This is a genomic window from Actinomycetospora sp. 2LY8.5, from assembly GCF_057180585.1.
The window spans coordinates 1-17,382 of the sequence record NZ_JBXUHE010000050.1 but is presented as its reverse complement, the minus strand read 5'-3'; the positions used below and the strand labels follow the sequence as shown (position 1 = coordinate 17,382).

Here is a 17,382-nt window from a genome sequence, read left to right as displayed (position 1 = left end):
GGGACTTCGGGCGCATAGAGGCAGCGAACAGGCCGTTCGCTGCGTCCTAACCCGCGGGCGTGCGCCCGGCGACCGTCTCCACCATGGCCGTGAAGGCCGCCGCGGTGTTCCCGATCGTGAACTCCGCGCTCGCGCGTTCCCGGGCGCGGCGGCCGAGCTCCGCGCGCAGGGCCGGGTCGTCGGCGAGGCGGACCAGGCGCTCGCCGAGCGCCGCGGCGTCGCCGGAGTCGACGAGGAAGCCGTCGACGCCGTCGGTGACCTGGTCGCGCAGCGCGCCGACGTCGGTGGCCACCACGGGCAGGCCCTGGGTCATCGCCTCGATCACCGAGATCGGGACGCCCTCGTGCACCGAGGACAGCGCGAAGACGTCCCCACCGGCGAGCAGCCGCGGTACGTCGCGGCGCAGGCCCAGGAACGTGACGTTCTTCTCGAGTCCCCGCTCGGCGACGAGGGCCTCGAGCTCGTCGCGGCGGGTGCCCTCGCCCACGACGACCAGGCGCAGGTGCGGGTGTGCGGCGCGGGCCAGCGCGTCGAGCATCACCTCGTGCGCCTTCTGCCGCGAGAGCCGCGCCACCATGAGCACGACGACGTCGTCGTCCCCCACCCCGAGCTCGGAGCGCACCTCCGCGCGCCGCTGCGGCGGCTCGGGCTCCGGGGCGGGGATGCCGTTGGGCACGAGGAACTCGCGGGCGCGGCTGCGCCAGGACCGCCCGACCCCCTCCTCGTCGTGCAGGTAGCGCCGCTGGCTCGGGGCCAGCAGCGCGAGCCCGGAGCTGAGGAAGAGCGTCTCGACGACCTGGCGCGGCAGGACCCGGGAGCCGACGCGCGTGAGGTCCATGTCGTGGGCGGCGACCACCGACCGGGCGCCGCCGAGCGGGGCCGCGACCCGCGCGAGCGTCAGGGCGGCGCGGTGGTGGTGCGAGACGACGACGACGTCGGTGCGCCGCGCCCGGAAGTGACGCGCGAGCCGCGGGACGCGCCCGAGCCCGGCGGGGTCCCACCAGCCACGACCGGTCCGGCCGCCGCGGGGCAGCGTGACGAGCCCGTCGGACACGGCGCGGAAGTCGTCGGCCAGCGGGCCGGCCTCGCGCAGACAGACGACGTCGGTGACGACCCGGGCGGGGTCGAGGTGTGCGAACGTGTTCCGCAGGACGATCTCGGCGCCGCCGACGGCCGCGACGTCGAGGACGAGGGTGACCCGCAGCGGGCCCCCTGGACCCGGGCCCTCAGCGCCCGGCCGCGAGGGCATCGGTCTCGCGCACGGGACGCCCGGCGGTCTCCTCGATGACCGCCTGCGCCCGGTCGATCGAGCGCTGCAGCGTGAACTCCTCGCGGACCCGCGTCCGTCCGGCCTGCCCCATCGCGCGGGCGCGGGCCGGGTCGGCGAGGACGTCGAGGAACGCGGCGGCCAGGGACTCGGGGTCCTCGCGGGGCACGACGCGGCCGGTCTCGCCGTCCGCGACCATCTCCGGCACCCCGCCGACGTCGGTGCACACGACGGGCAGCGAGGCGCTCATCGCCTCGAGGACCGACATGGGGAAGCACTCGACGGTCTTCGAGGACAGCGTGAAGACGTCGAAGACGCGCAGCAGGCGCGGCACGTCGTCGCGGTGGCCGAGGAAGAGGACGCGCCGGCGGAGGTCGAGCTCGTCGACCAGAGCCTCGAGGGTCGGGCGCTCGCGGCCGTCGCCGGCGAGCACGAGCTTGACGCCGTCGCGGGCGTCGGCGACCCGTCGAAAGGCGCGCAGCAGCGTCGCCTGGTCCTTCTCGGGGCGCATGACCGCGGCGGTGCCGATGACCAGCTCGTCGTCGGCGATGCCCAGCTCGTGGGCGAGGGCGGTGTCGCGGCCCGTCCGTTCGGGCGTCGTGAAGCCCAGGTCGGTGCCGTTGTGCACGATCCGGACCTTGTCGCCGTCGTGCCCGAGCTCGCCGGTGATGTAGCTGCGCTGGGCGTGCGCGACGCCGTAGACGGCGTCGGTGACCTTGGCGAGCAGGCCGTCGACGGTCCGGCGCACCCGCCCGTGCGGGACGACGTCGCCGCAGTTGTGCACCCACACCGCGAGCCGGGGCACCCGGGCCAGCACCCCGGCGACACGGCCGAGGGTCTCGGCGTTGAAGCCGCGCAGGATGACGACGTCGGGGCGCTCGCGGCGCAGGTGGCGCAGGAGGTCGAGCAGCATGCCGGGCACGTCGCGGCGGCTGCGGCGGAACTCGACGCCGGGCACCCCCGCGGCCTGCAGCTCCGACCAGTTGGTGCCGAGCCCGCCGTCCTGCAGGCAGACCAGGGAACCGGAGAAGCGGTCCTGGTCGAGGCCCGCGAGCAGCGTGGCCGCGTGGCGCTCCGCACCGCCGACGGCGAGCGACGGGACGACGAACAGGACCCGCAGCGGACCCTCCGGCCGCACCGGGCGGCGGGGCCGTCTCACGGGCGGACCGTGGCGTCGACCATGGTGCGGAGAGTAGTCGTCACCCGGACGCGCCTCCCCGAGCCGGGCACCCGTGCCCGGACAGGACCTCGTGGTAGAGACCCTCGATCCGCGCGGCGACCGCGTCGGCCGCGAACTCGGCGCGCGCCCGCGCGGCGCCGGCCTCGCCGAGCGCCCGCCGGCGGGCCTCGTCGCCGAGCAGCTCGCCGAGCGCGTCGGCCAGCGCCCCGGAGTCGTGCGGCGGCACGAGGAGGCCCTCGACGCCGTCGGTGACGAGCTCGGGGATGCCGCCCACCTCGGTCGCGAGCACCGCCAGCCCGCGCGACATGGCCTCGAGCACGACCATCGGCTGGCCCTCGTTCTCCGAGGGCAGCGCGAGCACGTCCGCGCTCGCGAGCAGCTCCGCGACCTGGTCGGCGGCCAGCCAGTCGTGCACGGTGACCGAGTCGGCGACGCCGAGCTCGCGGGCCAGGGTGCGGGCTCGCCCGTGCTCGCCGTCGCCGGCCATCGTGAGGTGCCCCCCGGCGCCGCCGGGCTCCCCGCCCGATGACTTCGCCCACGCCTCGATCAGCGCGAACGCGCCCTTCCTGTCCCAGATCCGCCCGAGGAACACGACGTGCGGCGCCGCGCCCGCGGGGCGACGGGTCACCGGGGAGATCCGCACCGGGTTGGGCAGGGAGGTCAGCCGCGCGTCCGGCGCGATGGCCGCCAGCCGGGTGCGCATGAGCTCACCCAGGGCGATGACGAGGTCGGCCCGCGTCAGGGTCGCCGCGATCACGCGCCGCAGCGGGGCGGGGGCACGGTCGTGGAAGAGGTGGAAGCGTCCGGAATGCACGTGCAGCACCACCGGGACGTCGCGCAGGTACGCGAGCCACGCCGTCGCGGCCTTGCGCACGAAGCTGCCCGCCGACGACATGTGGATGTGCACGAGGTCGGGCCGGCGCAGGAGCATCGTCGCGGTGTAGCGCGCCAGGCCCGACGCGAACGCCAGCGCCTTGTCGGCCGTCGACCCGTCGCGGTGGGTCGCCACGTGCCGCACGCCCCACCGCTCCCAGAGCCCGGTCGCGGCGAGCGTGCGCACGCAGGTGGCGATCCCGCCCTGGGTCCGGGTGCTCGTGGAGACCCACAGCACCCGGGGCGACCGGGAACCGCTCACGGGGCGCCCACGAGACCGCCGCGGGACGTGTCGGCGTTCCCGACCTTCTCCCGCGGGTGCTCCTCGTGCCAGGCCGCGACCTCGGCGGGCGTCATCCCGCCGGGCAGGCCGCTGCCGGCGGCACCGGGCCGGGCGGTCCACCCTCCCTCACGGAACCGGTCGAGCTGGCCGACCACCATGCCGGCGTAGAGGAACGGCATCATCGAGGCGAAGTCGAGCAGGCGCAGGTCGACGGTGATGCCGTTGACCACGAGGACGACCATCGCCATGCCGCCGACCAGGGCGAGCGGGCGCCCGAGGAAGCTGTGCTCCGGCAGCTCGTGCATCGCGCGCCACAGCGCCCAGAACACCGTGGCGAGGATGCCGAGCCACAGCAGCAGGCCCGGGATGCCGAGCTCGGCCGCGATCCCCAGCTCGTTCTCGTGCGAGATGATGCCCAGCCCGCGGTTCCAGTCGATCTCCTGGGACCACACGGTGTGCTCCCAGGTGTTGTAGACCTGGAACCGGCCGATGCCGATGCCGACGAACGGGTGCTCGGCCACCGCACGCAGCGACGTGGCCATGATGTTGAGCCGGTCGTAGACCTCGTTCGAGGAGCCGATGCCGCCCGCCGAGCGGTCGTCGGAGAAGAACGTCGCGGCGTTGGCCGCGACACCCGCGAGGCCCAGCAGCCCGGACGCCACGAACGCCTTCCGCCAGTGCTTCGCGAAGACGACGCCCAGCCCGACCACCACGACCAGCGCGAGCAGCGCCGCGCGGGTGTGGGTGAGGTAGACCGAGTACGCGCAGGCCGCGGCGAGCCCCCACAGGCCCCACCGCAGCCAGCGCTGGACGCCGGGTCGCGAGGCCAGGAACAGGCAGACCACGTACCCGACGGTGAGGATCATGCCGTTGACGACGGGCTGGTTGAACACGCCGTTGGCGCGGCCTCTCCAGTTCGGCGAGTCGACGATGTAGGAGGGCCACACCGCCCAGTCCGGGCCGTGGAACTGCATGATGCTGACCCACGCCGAGTAGGCGGCCATCGCCACGGTGATCCAGAGGACCCACTGCACCGAGCGCTCGTCGGTGAGGACGGCCTTGGCGACGACGTAGGTGACCAGCGGCAGCAGCACCCCGCTGAAGATCCAGCGCCACACGTCGATCGAGGCACCCGTGATCGGGTCGATCGCGTCGTACTCGTGCGGCAGCCACATCGAGAGGATGTTCCAGACGATGTAGGTCGTCATGAGCCACTCGATGGCGCCCAGGCGCGGGAGCTCCCGTGCGCGCTGGGCCACCGCGATCGCGAGGGCCAGCACCATCGCGTAGAAGCAGGGCGTCAGCGCCTCCATCGACACGAACTCCTTCTGCGGTGACCGCAGGAAGCTCGCCCCGAAGACCAGCAGGAGCGCCAGCAGCGGGTTGCCCAGCGCGAGCAGCCCGACGCCGACGGCTACCGCACCGCCCGCCAGCAGGACGCCGACGTCGCTCGGCGCGCTGACCGCCAGACCGAGGACGCCGACGACCGCGACGGCACCGACGACCAGGTCACGGCGGGAGGACGCGCGGAGGCGTCCCGTCAGCAGGCTCACTCACTTCTCCGTGCGCAGGGTGACCGTGGGGGCGGACAGACCGCCGGTGTGCGGGCCCGACGACACGTCGGAGGACTTCTTGTCACCGTCCTTCGCGCCCGCGCCCGCGGCCGCACCGGTGGGGGCGGACGTGCGCGTGAACCGCGCGGTGCCGACCCGCTTCGCCCCGGGGGGCGAGCTCGGCGACGCCGAGGCGCCGTCGGCCTTGCCCGGCTTGCCGGCCGACGTCGGCGCACCGCCCGGCCGCGCACCGCCCGGAGCGGCGCCCGGACCCGACGCGGACGGGCCGGCACCGGGGGTGGCGCCCGGCTGCGGGCCGGTCGGCTTGGGGCCGCCACCGGGGTTCGGCTTCGGGCTCGGGGAGGGCTTGGCACCGGCGCCGCGGCGCGTGTGGACGCTCACCCCGGGCGCCTCGGCACCCGCCGGCGCGCCCGGGCCGGGCTGGGGCGAACCGCCCGCCGGCTTGGGGCCGCCGGCCTGGCCGGCCTGGTTCGGCTGGCCGGCCTGGTTCGGCTGGCCGGGCTGGCCGGGCTGGGCGCCCTGGCCCGGCTTGGCGCCCTGGCCCGGCTTGGCGCCGGGGCCCTGCTGACCGGCCGAACTCGGGGCTTGGCCGGCGGACGACGAGGGCTTGGTGCTCGCAGCCCCCGCAGCCGCCGCAGCCCCCGCCGCTCCCGCAGCCCCCGCGGCCCCCGCGGCCCCCGCCCCGGAGGCACCCGACCCGCCCTGCGGCGCGGCGCCCGGCGAGGGCTTCGCGGCCGGGGACGGCTTGGCCGACGGCGCCGGCTTCGCGCCCTGGGCACCCTGGGCACCCTGGGCCCCGGCGCCGTCGGTCCCGCCCCGCGGGGCGGCGGTGGGGGTGGAGCCAGGGTTCGGGCCGGTCGCGGGCTTGGCCGGGCGGTTGCCCGAGGCCTGCTCCTGGCGCGGGGCCGCGTTCCCGTTCGTGCCCTGCGAGGGCTGGCCCGAGCCGCGCACCGGGGTGCCGTTGGCGGGCTTGGCGCCGTTCACGGTCGCACCGTTGGTGCCCTCGGCGGCGGCTCCGGCGGCGGCTCCGGCTCCCATCGAGGCGCGGGCCTCCTCGAGCTTCTCGCGGGAGATCGGGGCGGTGCGGTCGGCCGGCGGGACCTGCGCGGGCCGCGGCGCCGGCGCGGCGGCCGGCGCCCCGGGCCCACCCGGGCCGGCCGGTCCGCCGGCGGGACGTGCCGCGGGCACCGGGCCCGCGGGCAGGCGCGCCGGGGTCCAGTTGCGCTCGGCGAGGAAGCCCGGGTCGGTGAGCTGGCCGGGGTTGCGCACCAGCACGACACCGAGCGCGGTACCGCCGGCGCGGGCCAGCGAGTCGAGGGCGTTGGAGGCGTCGCGGGAGCGGGTCTCGCCCTCCTCGACCACCAGCAGCGACCGGTCGGCGGCCGAGCACACGACCTGGCCCTCGACGGTCTCGGCGGGCGGCGCGTCGACGATCACCAGGTCGGCGAGCATCGTGCCCTGCCCGAGCAGGCGCGAGACGTGCGAGCGGGAGTACAGCGCGAACAGGTCGTCGCGCTTGCTGCCCCGCGGCGAGACGAGCAGCGCCCGGCCGTTGGAGAAGACCTTGCCGTCGATGCGGCTGTCGCCGCGCTCGGCGAGGAAGTCGGCGACACCGGACATCGAGGCCAGCTCGGTGGAGCCGCCGGCGTCGCTCTCGAGGTCGGCCTGCACGAGCAGCGTCGTCTGCCCCTGCAGGGCGCGCAGGCCGGCCAGGGCGACGGCGACGCGGGTCTTCGACGCGCGGGCCGTGGCCGGGCCGGTGATCGCCAGCGAGCCCGGGGTCGGCATGCCGTGGGCGTTGGTGAGACCCATGAGCGCGCGCAGCATCTCGTTGCGGGCGTTCTCGCCGGACTTGCGCTTGCCGCCGACGACGGCGAGCACCTGCAGGCCGAGGCGGTCGCGGACCTCGCTCGGCGTCACGATCCGGTTCTCGAAGCGGCCCAGTGCCATCGCGAGCAGGGCGCCGAGGAGCAGACCACCGACGAGCGCGGCGCCGGCGTTGCGGGCGGCGTTGGTCGGGTTGGAGACGACACCGGCGTTGAGCTGGAGGTCCTGCAGCTGGTTGGTGCTGCGGCCCTGGATGTCGTTGATCTGTTCCTGGAGCCGGCTGGCCTCACCCTGGTTGTTGGCGTTCTGGGCGGCCGTCAGCTGCTGGTTCAGCGTCGCGAGCTGCTGCTGCTGGGCGTCCCCGCCGAGGCTCGAGTTGACGTCGTCGCGCAGGGCGACGGCCATCTTCGTGGCCGAGTCCGAAGCGACGTCGGGGCTCTCGGCGACGGCCTCGATGTACACGATCGGGCTGGCCGCGGCGATGCGGGCGTTGAGGCCGACCGAGTCGGGCACGCCGGCGGTCTGGCGCAGCTGCTGCTGCGAGGACGCCTGGTTGAAGTAGTCGGCGTAGCCCTGGGCGAGGACGGTGTCCTGCTCCGGGGCGCGGTCCTGGGACACGATGGTCAGCGCCGACCGGCCGGTGTAGGTCGATCCCTGCAGGAGCGAGGCCCCCAGCGAGCCGGCTGCCGCCACGATGCCGATGACGAGGATCAGCACCCACCGGCGGCGGATGCGATCCCACTGGATCTGGAGCGGGCTCATGACGTGCCTTTCGTCCGGTCGTCGGCGTGTCGCCCCCGGGGGACGCCCGTGGGCATCCTACTGTGGTGGATCAAGGCGACTGCCGTGATGCGCCCGCCGACGAGGCCCGCGCGCGGGTCGTCGACGGAGCTGGTCATCGCTTCAGCGTCCCTCTGAGCGGTCCCGCGTGGCCGACTCGTAGGCGGCCAGCAGTTCCTTCTCCGAGTTGGTCCAGGAGAGCGGCCCGGACACGCGTTCCATGCCGATCTCGCCCATCGCCCGGCGGCGACGGGGGTCGTCGAGGAGCTCGGACACGAGGCCCGCGAACTCACCGACGTCGTTGGGTCGGGCGTAGACCGCCGCCTCCCCCGCCGAGACCCTCGCCTCGACCAGGTCGAACGACACCACCGGCCGCCCCATCGCCATGTACTCCATGATCTTGTTCATGGTGGACACGTCGTTGAGCGGGTTGCGCGGGTCCGGCGCGAGGCAGACCGACGCGGTGGACAGATGGCGCAGCACGTCCTCGTCGGGGATGCGGCCGGTGAACGACACCCGGTCGTCGAGCCCGTAGGCGTGTGCGAGGGCGACGACGTCGTCGAAGGCGTCGCCGGTGCCCATGAACACCGCGTGCCAGTCGTCGCGGCGCTCGGCGAGGTCGGCCAGGGCGCGGATCGCGTAGTCGACCCCGTCCTGCGGGCCCATCACGCCGAGGTAGCAGAGCAGGTGCTCGCGGCCCCGGGCCAGCGCCGGCTCCGGGTCGCGCAGCGCGAAGCGCTCGACGGCCGGGGCGCTCCGGACGACGAACGTGTCCTCGACCGGCACCCGCCCGCGGCCGGTGGCCACGGCGCGGTAGCTCTCGTTGGTGGCGATCACCGTGTCCGCGGTGCGGTAGGTGCCCCACTCCAGCAGGCGCATCGCCCAGTACATCGAGTCCTTCTTCTCGCGGAACCGCGAGAGGTAGAGCTCGGGGACGAGGTCGTGCTGGTCGAAGATGATCCGCGCGCCGCGGGCCTTCGCGCGCAGGGCGGGGAGGAAGAGCAGGTCCGGCGGGTTGCACAGGTGCACGACGTCGACCGGCGCGCGCTTCTGGATGCGCCTGATCAGCCGGTCGGTGTGCCAGAGCGCGGTGCCGTACTCCTTGAGGTAGCCCTGGGGGCCGCCGGTCGCCGCCTCGAGCGGGTAGCGGTGGATCCGGACGCCGTCGATGACGACCTCGGTCTCGGTGTCCCGCTTCGTGCCGAGCGGGCAGATCACCTCGACCTCCCATCCGTGCCCGGTGAGGGTCTGGCACTCCTGCCAGACCCGCCGGTCGAAGGGGACCGAGAGGTTCTCGACGACGATCAGTGCTCTACCAGGCAAGGCCGACGTATCCCTCCTGTTGGCGACGCGCCGAGGCGTCGGGGAGCCGGACGAGGTCGATCACGGGCACCGCGGTGCCGTGGCCGAGAGCGGTGCGGACGTCCTCGTCCGCCTTCCCGACGACCAGGACCTCGGCGTGGTCGACGACGTCGGTCACGGAGTCGACCAGCAGATCACGCAGGTGGGGCAGGCGGGCCTCGATGAAGGCCCGGTTGGCGCCGAGCAGCGCGGACTCGACGACCGCGGGGTCGTAGATGCGCAGGTCGAAGCCCTTGCCGAGCATCCGCTCGCACAGCTCGACGAGCGGGCTCTCGCGCAGGTCGTCGGTGCCGCCCTTGAACGCGAGGCCGAACACGCCGACCTTGCGCTTCCCGGTGGCCGCGACGTGCTCGAACGCGCGCTGGATGTGCTCGTCGTTGGACGGCAGCACGTTCTCGAGGATCGGCACGCGCACGTCGTGGCGGCGTGCGGCGTGGACCAGGCCGCGCAGGTCCTTGGGCAGGCACGAGCCGCCGAACGCGAAGCCCGGGCGCAGGTACGCCGGGCTGATGTTCAGCTTGGTGTCGGACAGGAAGATCTCCATGACGTCGTGGGAGTCGACGCCGAGCTCGCGGGCCAGCGCGCCGATCTCGTTCGCGAAGCCGATCTTGAGGCCGTGGAACGTGTTGTCGACGTACTTCGTCATCTCGGCCACCGGCGGTTCGACCCGGAACTCCGGGGCGCCGAGGCCGGCGTAGAGGGACAGCACCGCGTCGCCGCTGGCCGGGTCGAGCTCGCCCACCACGGTCTTCGGCGGGTCGTAGAAGTCCTTGACGCTCGAGCCCTCGCGGAGGAACTCGGGGTTCACCGCGACGCCGAAGTCCTGCCCGGCGACCAGGCCCGAGGCCTCCTCGAGGATCGGCACGAGCACGCCGAGACAGGTGCCCGGCAGCATCGTCGAGCGGAACACGACGGTGTGGCGCGTAGCGATCGGGTCGAGCTCCCCTCTCGGCGTGCTCCCCTTTCCGCTCCGTCTCCCGGTGGCGTCGTCGCGGGTCGCGAGCGCCTCCCCGATCTCGCGGGCCGCGCGCTCGAGGTAGGTGATGTCGAGGCTGCCGTTGCCGGCCGACGGGGTGCCGACGCAGACGAGCGAGAGGTCGGTGCCGTGGACCGCGGCGGTGACGTCGTCGGTGACCGTGAGGCGACCGGAGGCGACGACCTCGGCGACGATGTCGCCGATCCGCTCCTCGACGACGGGCGTGCGGCCCTCGCCGATCATCGCGAGCTTCGCCGGGTTGACGTCGACGCCGATCACGTCGTGGCCTTCCGTGGCCAGGCAGGCGGCGCTGACCGTGCCCACATAACCGAGACCGAAGACACTGACCTTCATCGCAGGGAGTCCTCGCAGAAGGGTCGGGGTCGCGGCGGGCCGATGGGGAGCGAACCGCACGCCGGGGTGGGGCCAACGGTACCGGCGGCTCTCGGCGCCACCGCCGTCGGGCAGCGGGCCCGGGCCCGACACTGACGATTCGCTCACCGATAGGAGGACGTCCGGGAGGCGGCCAGGTTGGCCCGGAAGGCCGGCGGAGCGGGCCCGTTAGCCTCGGGCGGGTGAGCCGTGACGTCGAGATCCTCGCCGATCCCGCCGACGAGCCGGGCCTGGTCGACGAGTGGCGTGCCCTCGCCGAGGCCGCGGGCAACGCCTTCGTCTCCCCGGAGTGGTACGCCGCCTACGCCCGGCACTACGGGCAGGACGCGCCGCCGTTCGTGGTGCGGGTGCGCGACGCCGACGGGGCGCTGGCGGGGCTGCTGCCGCTGTGTCAGGACACGAGGCGCCCAGGGGAGCACGCCGACCGGGGAGCCGGACCATCGAGACTGCTCGGGCGCACCGTGCGCTTCGCCGGCGCCAACGTCGGCGACCGCTTCGCCCCGGTGGCCGCCGCGGGCCGCGAGGCGGAGGTCGCCCGGGCGGCGGCCGGAGCGCTGGGCCGCGAGGCCCTGGTGCTGCACAACGTCGACGCCGGCGCCCCGTGGGTCCCGGCGCTGGGCGAGGGCCTGCGCGGGCGGCTCAACACCCGGACGGCGGCGACGCGACTGCGCGGCGGCGTCATGCCCTTCGTCCCGCTGACCGGGCACACCTGGGACTCCTTCCTCGGCGCACGCAGCCGCAACTTCCGCCAGCAGGTGCGGCGCAAGGAGCGGGCGCTGGTCGACGGGCTCGGCGCGAAGGTGCGCGCGACGTCGTCGCCCGGCGAGGTCGTCGGCGACGTCGCCGCGTTCTTCCGGCTGCACGACCTGCGGTGGGACGAGCGCGAGGGCGGGTCGACGATCACCAGCCCGACGGTGCGGGCGTTCCACGAGGACTTCGCGGCGGCGGCCTTGTCCCGCGGGTGGCTGCGCATGTCGTTCCTCGAGATCGAGGGCACCGCCGTCGCGGCGCTGTACGGCTGGCGGATCGGCGGGCGCTACGCGTACTTCCAGGCCGGCTTCGACCCGGAGTGGGCGGAGAGGAGCGTCGGCCTGGTGCTCATGGCGCACACCGTGCGCGAGGCGATCGAGGAGGGCGCCGACGAGTACGACCTGCTCCTCGGCGACGAGGCCTACAAGGCGCGCTTCGCCACCGACGAGCGCGCGGTGGAGACGCTGGTCGTGGCCGGCGCGCTGGACCCCACCCGCCTGCTCGCCCAGGTCGACGCCGGCGTCCGCCGCGCCACCGACGGGCTCTCGCCGGAACTCCGTGCGCGCCTGCGCCACCTCGCGCAGCCCGTCCTCGCCCGCATGCCGGGCACGCGCTCGCGCTGACCGGGCCGGCGGGGTACACCAGCGATGCGGCATCGCTGGCATGTCACGCCAGGATCGCCACACGCTCGCTCGCGCGACACGCCGGTGGGCGTCGTCCAGGGTTGTTCAGCGTGGCGGGCATGCTGACGTTCGACGTCAGGAAATCCACCACGTCGATCGGCGCCGTGAGCGGGCCGATACCGTCGACCGCCATGAGTCGACGGCTCCTCGTGCTCGGCTGGCACAACATCGACCCGACGCCGTTCTACCCGGCTGACCCCGGCGCCGGGCGTCGCGGCTTCGAGCGCCAGCTCGCGGCCATCGACAAGCTCGCCACGGTCGTCCCGCTCTCCGAGGCCGTCGACACGCTCGCGGCCGGCGGCTCGCTGCCGCCGCGCGCCGTGGCGCTGACGTTCGACGACGGCTACGCGGACTGGCTCGACGCCGCCGTGCCCGCCCTCGACCGGCGCGGCATGCACGGCACCTTCTTCCTCGTCTCCGACATCCTCGCGGGGCGCATCGGGGCCTGGTGGGAGGAGCTCGCCGACGCGTTCGACCGCTGCACCGCCACGTCGCTGGACTGGGCCGGGCGCACGCACGACCTCTCGACGCCCGCCGCCCGGCTCGGGGCTCAGGCCGCCCTCAAGGACGAGCTCAAGCTCGTCGACCGCGCCACGCGCGTCGAGGCGGTCGCCCGCATCGCCGAGCGGATCGCGCCGCCTCCGCCCGCCCGCGCGCCGATGTTCCTCGACTGGCCGGGCGCCAAGGCCCTCGCCGCGACCGGGCACGGCGTCGGCTCGCACACCGTCACCCACCCGATCCTCGCCCGCGAGGACGTCGACACCCAGCGCGAGGAGCTCGTCGCCAGCAAGCAGACCCTCGAGCAGGGGCTGGGCCAGACGGTGGATCTTCTCGCGTACCCGAACGGGAACGCAGGCGACTACGACCAGCAGACGATGGAGCTCGCCCGCGAGGCGGGCTACCGGGCCGCGGTGACCACGCGGCCCGGCCTCGTCGGCCCGCACGAGCCCCCGTTCGCCATGCACCGCATCGTGCTCACGCCGCTCACCGACGTCGGCGAGCTGTTCGGCAAGGTCGCGCGCAAGGGCACGGGGCTCGCGCGGAAGGTCGTCAGGACCCTCGCGCCGACGGGCTGACCTGCCCGTACCGCGCCTCCCACGCCGACGACACGATGTCGTCGAGGTCGTGGCGGGCGCGCCAGCCGAGCCGCTCGGCGATCCGCGAGGCGTCCGCGACGACCGACGCCGGGTCGCCGGGGCGCCGCTCGGCGATCACCGGGTCGACGGGCCGGCCCGCGACCCGCGCCACGGTGGCCATCACCTCGAGCACCGAGTATCCCCGGCCGACGCCGACGTTGAGCGTCTCGGCGCACGGCGCGTCGAGCAGCGCGGTCGCGGCGACGTGGGCGTCGGCGAGGTCGTCGACGTGCACGAAGTCGCGCACGCAGCTGCCGTCGGGGGTGTCGTAGTCGCGGCCGAACACGGTCGGCGAGCTCCCGTGCGCGACGGCGTCGAGGGCGATCGGCACGAGGTTGGCCTGGCCGCGGTCGGCCAGCCGCGCGTCCCGGGCGCCGGCGACGTTGAAGTAGCGCAGCGCCACGTAGCGCAGGCCGGTGGCCCGGTGGACGTCGGCGAGCAGCCACTCGCCGGCGAGCTTGGTCGTGCCGTAGGGGTTCACGGGCTCGCAGGGGTCGTCCTCGGCGACCGCGGCCCCGGTCGTCGCGCCGTAGACCGCCGCGCTCGACGAGTAGACGAACCGTCCGACGCCGGCCCGGTCGCAGGCGGAGAGCACGCTGCGCAGGCCCTCGACGTTCTCGCGCCAGTAGTACAGCGGCTGCGCCACCGACTCGGGCACGCTCTTGCGGGCCGCGAAGTGCATGACGCCGTCGAGGCCGTGGTCGGCCAGCGTCGCGGCCACGGTGTCCTCGTCCAGCACGCTCGCCCGCACCAGCGTCACGTCGGCGTCGACGCGCTCGACGAGCCCGGTGGACAGGTCGTCGAGCACGACGACCGTGTCGCCGCGCGCCCGCAGCGCCCGCACCGTGTGACCCCCGATGTAGCCGGCCCCGCCCGTGACGAGCCAGCGTCCCCCCGCCGCGGTCACTTCAGACGCCTCGGCTCGGCCGTGGCGCGCAGCGCCGGAGCGACCGGACGGCCGTCGAGCACCGCCCCGGGACCGTCGGTGAGAGCCTTCTCGTACGCCGGGAGCGCGCCCGCGACGGCGGTGACGGTCAGCTCGACGTCGGCGTCGGTGTGCGCCGCGGAGATGACGAACGACTGTCCGAGCACGCCGCGGCGCAGGAGCTCGCCGAGGAACACCGTGCGCATCGGCTGCGACGGGTCTCCGTTCGCGTCCCGTGTGCGGAAGACGAGGCACGCGGGGTGGCCGACGACGTCGACGAACTCGGTGAGCCCGGCCCCCGCGACGACCTCGTTGCACGCCTCGGCGAGCTTGGCGCCCTGGCGGCGCATCGTCGCGACCGGGTCCTCGCGGCGGTAGGCCTCGACGACGGCGCGGAACGCGGTGAGCCCGACGGTCTCGGGCCCGTGGGTGGTGGAGAGCAGGAAGACGCGGTCGGCGTCGGTGCGCAGCCCGCCGAGCTCCATCAGCTCCCGGCGTCCGGCCAGCGCCGACACCGGGAAACCGTTGCCCATCGCCTTGCCCCACGTCGAGAGGTCGGGCGTCACGCCGTAGACGGCCTGCGCGCCGTGCTCCGACCAACGGAACCCGGTGATCATCTCGTCGAACACCAGCACCGCGCCCTGCGCCGTGCACAGCTCGCGCACGCCCTCGAGGAAGCCGGGGGCCGGGTCGTGCAGGGCGGTCGCGGCCTCCATGAACACCGCGGCGATGCGCCCCGGGTGCGCGTCGAACAGGGCTCGCAGGGAGCCGAGGTCGTTGTAGACGAAGCCGACCGTGCCCACCCGGGCGGCGGAGGGGACGCCGGCGTTCATCGGGGTGCCGCCGATGAACCAGTCGTCGGTGGAGAAGAAGGGCTGGTCGGCGACGGCGACCATCTCCCGACCGGTGGCGGCGCGCGCCAGCTTGAGGGCCGCGGTGGTCGCGTCGGAGCCGTTCTTCGCGAACTTCACCATGTCGGCGCCCGAGACCAGACCGAGGAAGTCCTCGGCGGCCTCCACCTCGAGGCGGCTGGGCCGGGAGAAGCTCATCCCGCGGTCGAGGACGCCGCGGACCGCGGCGGTCACCGGCTCGTAGGCGTGCCCGAGCGTCACCGAGCGCAGACCCATGCCGTACTCGACGTAGGAGTTGCCGTCGGCGTCCCACACCCGTGCGCCGCGGCCGTGCTCGATGATCGGCGTCATCGTCTCGGGGTACTGGTCCGAGCCGCGCGCGTAGGTGTGCGCGCCGCCGGGCACGAGATCGTGCAGCCGAGCCTGGAGGCGGGCGGACTCGGTGAAGACCGGCTGGGCAGGCGTCGGTGACACGGACCTCATGGGCCTCAGCTTCCCTGGTGGGCGGGTGGCGGCAACGTCCAGGGTGACGACCCGTTCGGCCGCGCGGGAGATCCGCCACCCCGGACGGGGCGTGTCGCCATCCTGCGCTCCGGGCGGTCACGAGGCGGCAGGCACCTACCACCCCGACGGCCCAGTGGCCGTCCCCCGGTCAAGAACGGGTGTCCGGGACGTCCACACTGGGCCACATGGCAGCACCGGCCGCACCCTCCGGAGCAGCACCTGGGCCGAACGGGCGGCACGCTCGGCGTGACGACGCCGGCGCCAACCCGTCCCCGCCGGGGCGCTCGGGTCGACGACTGGCCACCGCGCCCGGACGACGCGCGCCCTGGCCCGTCGCCGCCGACCCCGACGCGGTGACCGAGACCTTCGCCGGGGAGCCGCGCCACCTCGCGCCCGAGCCTCCGCCGACGACCACCGTCCTGCCCGGCTCGCCCGCGGCCCCGACCGCCCAGGCCGGGGTGCCGGGGCTCCGGGCCGTTCCTCCCGCTCCCGTTCCGGCCCCGGCGGCTGTTGTTCCTGCTCCGGCCCCTGTCCTGGGCCCGGCTCCCGCTCCGGCTCCCGCTCCGGCACCGGCACCGGCACCGACTGCCCCTTCCGCTCCCGCCGCCGCTCCCGCTCCCGCCCCGGGGCCGCCGTCCGCGCTCTCGCCCGGACCGCAGGGCCTCGCCCCGCCGCCGACCGTGCCGCCCCCGCCGGGGTCGGGTGCGCCGGCGGGCGGTGCCGCCCCGGGGCCCGCGGGTCCGCCGACGCGGCGGGCGCCGATCCACCGCGACCGCGTGCCCGGCACGCCGGTGGTGGAGAGCCGGCCCGTCTGGGGTCCGCCGCAGCCCGTCCGCTGATCGCCCGTCACGCCGGCCGGCGGAACTGGGCGCCGCCCGCGTGGTCGCGGCCGGACGGATCCGCCACCGTCGTCCCTCCTCGGGCCGATACGGTGATCGACGGCGGGTTCGCGGTCGCCTCCGGCGGGTCGGTCGATCTCCCGCCTGGCAGAGTCGCGCCGGTGGGCGGGACGGAGCTGGCCCGGGTCGTCGCCCGGCTCGTGCGGGAGATGCACCGCGACGGGCCCTACCGGCCGCCGCGTGGCTCCGAGCTCGACGCCCTGGACGCGCTGGCCGACGCGCTCGCCGCCGGGGACCACGACGCCGCCGTCGGGACCGCGGCGCACCTGGGCCTCGCGACGACCCGCGACGGCGACCGGGTGCTGCTCGCGTCCGACCCCGGTGACGAACGTGCGTGGCTGGCGGTGGTGCTCGGGTCGGCGCCGGGCGCGGTGGTCGAGGTCCCGCACCCCAACGCCGACCTCGCCACCGAGCACGTCGGGCTCGCCCTGACCGAGTGCCGCGCCGACGTGCTGTACCTCCAGGCGGGCGCGCACCGGATCGCCGGCGCGCCGCCGGAGGCGCGCGACCGCGTCGACTGTCCCGCCGACGTGTCGTCCCGCGACGACGCGCCCTTCTCCCGGGTCGCGGCGGCGCTCGTGCGCCGGGGCCTGCCGCAGATCCAGCTGCACGGGTTCGCCGACCGCGGGGACGTCGACGTGGTGCTCTCCCCCGGCGCGGCGACTCCGTCGGCGTTGCTGGCGGCCGTGCGGGCCCACCTCGTGGAGCTCGGGGAGCGGGTGGGCGAGGGCCGGCGCTGGGAGGACCTGCTGGGCCGCCGCAACGTGCAGGGCCGGGCGGCGGCGCGGGCGGGCACGGCGTTCGTGCACCTGGAGCTGTCCCGCTCGCTGCGCCGGGACGCCGACCGTCGCGACGCCGTCGCGGCCGCGCTCGACAAGGCCCTCGAGGCTCGTTAGGGGCGCAGCGCGCGGACCCCGCCCCGCTCCGGGCCGCCGGGTGCGAACAGCACGACGGCGTCGTCGACGCCGGGGTCGGCGTACTGCGCGAGCGCGGCGGGGGGTGTCTCTATGGGGTTGTCAAGCCGCGAGGGGCTCGGGTGCTCGCGCTGGGGCGCGGTAGGGCTGGTGGTCGCGGAGCATGGCGTAGATGACGTCGGTGCGGCGGCGGGCCAGGCATATC

General features: G+C 75.2%; 13 protein-coding genes. 3 read left to right on the top strand and 10 right to left on the bottom strand.

Annotation, left to right across the window (positions count from 1 at the left end; all coding sequences use genetic code 11):
- Positions 1-46: 46 nt before the first annotated feature.
- From AC2A1K_RS31495 to AC2A1K_RS31465, 7 genes are all read right to left on the bottom strand, one after another.
- Positions 47-1,249 (bottom strand): glycosyltransferase, encoded by a 1,203-nt coding sequence (locus AC2A1K_RS31495; protein WP_483900302.1) that lies wholly within the window; start codon positions 1,247-1,249, stop codon positions 47-49.
- Complete coding sequence (locus tag AC2A1K_RS31490) at positions 1,227-2,426, bottom strand: glycosyltransferase (RefSeq protein ID WP_483900301.1); 1,200 nt, start codon at positions 2,424-2,426, stop codon at positions 1,227-1,229. Before AC2A1K_RS31490 ends, AC2A1K_RS31495 begins: the two co-directional genes overlap by 23 nt.
- 40 nt (positions 2,427-2,466) lie before the next feature.
- Positions 2,467-3,582 carry a glycosyltransferase family 4 protein gene (locus AC2A1K_RS31485; protein WP_483900300.1) on the bottom strand — a complete coding sequence of 372 codons (1,116 nt, stop codon included), beginning with the start codon at positions 3,580-3,582 and terminating at the stop codon, positions 2,467-2,469.
- Complete coding sequence (locus AC2A1K_RS31480) at positions 3,579-5,156, bottom strand: O-antigen ligase family protein (protein ID WP_483900299.1); 1,578 nt, start codon at positions 5,154-5,156, stop codon at positions 3,579-3,581. The genes AC2A1K_RS31485 and AC2A1K_RS31480 overlap by 4 nt, the downstream gene beginning before the upstream one ends.
- Positions 5,157-7,766 (bottom strand): P-loop NTPase family protein, encoded by a 2,610-nt coding sequence (locus AC2A1K_RS31475; protein ID WP_483900298.1) that lies wholly within the window; start codon positions 7,764-7,766, stop codon positions 5,157-5,159.
- A 141-nt stretch (positions 7,767-7,907) separates the two neighbouring features.
- Positions 7,908-9,107, bottom strand: a complete 1,200-nt coding sequence (locus AC2A1K_RS31470) for a glycosyltransferase family 4 protein (protein ID WP_483900297.1) — start codon at positions 9,105-9,107, stop codon at positions 7,908-7,910.
- Positions 9,097-10,476 carry a nucleotide sugar dehydrogenase gene (locus AC2A1K_RS31465; RefSeq protein ID WP_483900296.1) on the bottom strand — a complete coding sequence of 460 codons (1,380 nt, stop codon included), beginning with the start codon at positions 10,474-10,476 and terminating at the stop codon, positions 9,097-9,099. Before AC2A1K_RS31465 ends, AC2A1K_RS31470 begins: the two co-directional genes overlap by 11 nt.
- A gap of 221 nt (positions 10,477-10,697) precedes the next feature.
- Between AC2A1K_RS31465 and AC2A1K_RS31460 the strand changes: the two genes are divergently transcribed.
- On the top strand, positions 10,698-11,888 hold the full coding sequence (locus AC2A1K_RS31460; RefSeq protein ID WP_483900295.1) for a GNAT family N-acetyltransferase: 1,191 nt from the start codon (positions 10,698-10,700) through the stop codon (positions 11,886-11,888).
- Between the two features lie 43 nt (positions 11,889-11,931).
- Here the strand turns inward: AC2A1K_RS31460 and AC2A1K_RS31455 are convergent, their stop codons facing one another.
- Positions 11,932-12,081, bottom strand: a complete 150-nt coding sequence (locus AC2A1K_RS31455) for a hypothetical protein (protein WP_483900294.1) — start codon at positions 12,079-12,081, stop codon at positions 11,932-11,934.
- On the opposite strand from AC2A1K_RS31455, the gene AC2A1K_RS31450 reads away from it, so the two are divergent.
- Positions 12,080-13,024 carry a polysaccharide deacetylase family protein gene (locus AC2A1K_RS31450; protein WP_483900293.1) on the top strand — a complete coding sequence of 315 codons (945 nt, stop codon included), beginning with the start codon at positions 12,080-12,082 and terminating at the stop codon, positions 13,022-13,024. The two genes, AC2A1K_RS31455 and AC2A1K_RS31450, sit on opposite strands and share 2 nt — an antisense overlap.
- Here the strand turns inward: AC2A1K_RS31450 and galE are convergent.
- Positions 12,999-13,991, bottom strand: coding sequence for a UDP-glucose 4-epimerase GalE (gene galE, locus AC2A1K_RS31445; RefSeq protein ID WP_483900292.1), 993 nt, complete (start codon positions 13,989-13,991; stop codon positions 12,999-13,001). The genes AC2A1K_RS31450 and galE overlap by 26 nt on opposite strands.
- Entirely contained in the window at positions 13,988-15,343 is a 1,356-nt protein-coding gene (locus tag AC2A1K_RS31440) for a glutamate-1-semialdehyde 2,1-aminomutase (RefSeq protein WP_483900291.1), read from the bottom strand. Before AC2A1K_RS31440 ends, galE begins: the two co-directional genes overlap by 4 nt.
- A 1,021-nt stretch (positions 15,344-16,364) precedes the next feature.
- On the opposite strand from AC2A1K_RS31440, the gene AC2A1K_RS31435 reads away from it, so the two are divergent.
- A complete protein-coding gene (locus AC2A1K_RS31435) occupies positions 16,365-17,159 on the top strand; it encodes a hypothetical protein (RefSeq protein ID WP_483900290.1) in 795 nt (264 codons plus the stop codon).
- Positions 17,160-17,382: the final 223 nt, after the last annotated feature.